Origin of the sequence: Hominimerdicola alba 8 (assembly GCF_000178155.2) — a bacterium.
In the GTDB taxonomy this organism is placed as follows: domain Bacteria; phylum Bacillota; class Clostridia; order Oscillospirales; family Ruminococcaceae; genus Hominimerdicola; species Hominimerdicola alba_C.
In genome coordinates this window covers 1-2528 of sequence record NZ_ADKM02000121.1, presented here as the reverse complement: position 1 = coordinate 2528, position 2528 = coordinate 1, and the positions used below count along the sequence as shown (strand labels likewise).

The 2528-nt window shown below is 42.9% G+C and carries 2 protein-coding genes and 1 pseudogene; all 3 read left to right on the top strand.

Annotated elements, in window-relative coordinates:
* Window positions 1–172 precede the first annotated feature (172 nt).
* Window positions 173–460 (top strand): annotated as a pseudogene (locus tag CUS_RS14120) (response regulator transcription factor); the annotation flags it as partial.
* Window positions 438–887, top strand: coding sequence for a hypothetical protein (locus CUS_RS14115; RefSeq protein ID WP_172634529.1), 450 nt, complete (start codon window positions 438–440; stop codon window positions 885–887). The pseudogene CUS_RS14120 and the gene CUS_RS14115, both read left to right, overlap by 23 nt.
* A gap of 11 nt (window positions 888–898) precedes the next feature.
* Entirely contained in the window at window positions 899–1765 is an 867-nt protein-coding gene (locus CUS_RS14110; RefSeq protein WP_002851923.1) for a sensor histidine kinase, read from the top strand.
* Window positions 1766–2528 lie beyond the last annotated feature (763 nt).

Genomic DNA, 2528 nt, shown 5'->3' with positions numbered 1-2528 from the left:
CGGTGATGCTCTATAAAGAAGTATCTCCAATCAAGACAAATAAGCAGGCTATGAAAAGAAGCGGTGTGCAAAGTTTGAAAAGCACATCGCTATTTTTTCTTTGATAGTAATCTCCTACTTGAAATCCCCTCAGATAAATGCTATAATGGTAAAAAAGCCTTGAGGTGATCCTATGCCGAACATACTGATCATAGATGATGATGCCCATATCAACGATATTGTCTCCAAAGCTCTGCAATCTGAAGGATACAGCGTATCAAGCGCCTATTCCGGGACAGAAGCATTGCTGTTGCTATCTCAGAGCAAACCCGATCTGGTCTTACTTGACCTCATGCTCCCCGGATTGTCAGGCGAGGAGCTTCTGCCACAAATCAAGGATATTCCCGTCATAGTGGTGAGTGCCAAAGCCGATGTGACAGATAAAGTGGAGCTGCTGATTGGCGGTGCTGTGGACTATCTGCTTTGTATCTTGTAATCGGACAGCTTCGGCAATCATTGCAATTCTTCTGGCGTTTGGATTATATCTGACGGATTATGAGATTCGGTATGTATTGAATCAGCCTGAAATACTGCATTATGAAACACGGCAGTATGATGATGACGGAAATGAAACTTATCAGAAAAGAGATGAACCCAATCCGCAATATGTCAGCGGTACAAAAAGAGCAGTGCTTTCTGTAATCAATTATTGCAATCCAGTGGCAGCGATTGATAACTGTGTAAGATTTACCTTTTATGCAAATGATATGCTGGCAGAGGAAACGGCTTTGCAAATGCAGGAAAATGATTATCCGGAAATGAATCGTTATTTTTGTAGCTTGTGCGGAGTGATACTGATTGTTCCCCTCGTCGGATTGATGATTTTCCGTCGTAAGGATTTGAAATAAAGGAGGATACTATGTTTTACGGTCTGTTGTGCATTATCATAATCGCACTGTGTGTGAAAATATATCTGCTGAAAAAATCCGCACGGGAGATAGCGAGTGAATTTGCCGACAGACTGAAAACCGACACTAATACGCTGATCTATATTTCTTCTCACGACAAAGATATGCGTTATCTTTCTGACAGTATCAACAAACAGTTAAAGATACTAAGGAAAGAGCATCTGCAATATCATCAGGGCAATACGGAGCTGAAAAATGCGATCACGAACATCTCTCACGATTTACGTACGCCGCTGACAGCTATCGCAGGCAATCTCTATATGATCGGGAAGACCGACGATCTATCAGAGATCAGGGGATATATCGCTGTGATTGCGGAACGCACGGAAACCATGAAGCAGCTTACAGAGGAGTTATTCAGATATTCCATGATCGTTTCCAATGAGAGCAAAGAGGATACAGAGGAAGTGTTTGTAAATCAGGTGCTTGCGGAGAGTATCAGCAGCTTTTATCCTGTGCTGACCGAAAAGGACATCACACCGCAGATTCATCTGACCGATGCCCGTATCGTGCGGAATGTGAATCGCTCGGAGCTTGCAAGGGTGTTTTCCAATCTGCTGAATAATGCGGTGAAATACAGTAACGGCGATTTAGATATCACGCTTTCCGATACTGGCGAGATCACCTTTGCCAATACTGCAAAAGAGTTGTCCACGATCGAAGTGGAACAGCTATTTGACAGATTTTATACAGTTGAAGCCGCACACCATTCCACAGGGCTTGGATTATCTATCGCCCGTACCCTTGTGGAGCGTATGGGCGGGTCGATCACGGCTGAATATGATGATGGTCGACTGACAATAAGAATCATGCTTTGATACTGCAACGGCACGGAGAACGCTCTCTGTGCCGTCTTTCTTTTTTCAGCAGTTAGTTTCCCCATAAACTCCCTGTCATTCAGGCGTATTTTCATCACTTTTGACTTCCGTTCCTCGTCTGATTTTATATTCATAGACAAACCTCCAAAATCATAGTATTCGCCCATTTTCATTATCAATTATATCACTTTTTCTTTCATTTTTCAAGCGGGGTCTTAGGGGTGCAAAACCCTCTAACAAGCTCCTGTATTCAGGGTGGTCATTTTTCAAAATGTACCCCATGAATACCGTGCTTGCTGGGTTTGAAAGCCAGCGCATATTGTGAACTTGTGTACACAATATGCAGAGCTTGCTGGGTTTGATTTTGATATTCTTCCGACCGTTCAGGTCGGATTGGTTTATTTTCATCACTTTCGTGAAAATATTTCTGAGCGAACTCTCATAGTCGCTTATGCGCTCATCAGAGCGTTTGGAGCTATGCGACTTGTATTGAATAATCCTGTTTCCGATGCTTGAAAGCTGTATCTCTACTGTGTGATTTTGATGTCAAAATAAAATCCCCATAACAATTTGTCGAACGCAAAACTCATCTGACACATCAAAGTTCATGCGCACTGCCAGTAGACAAAGTGAAGCGTTGCGCGCTATAATATTATCATCGGGTATGATCCCGAAATCTGAAACGAACGGTGGTGATGATATGGCTGACATCGCAAAGAAGATCTCTAAGCTCGATGAGAAGATCGGCAAGCTGAAAGAGCGT

Excerpts from the sequence above, each read along its gene's own strand:
- CUS_RS14110 (WP_002851923.1), top strand. The coding sequence starts at position 899 with ATGTTTTACGGTCTGTTGTGCATTATCATAATCGCACTGTGTGTGAAA.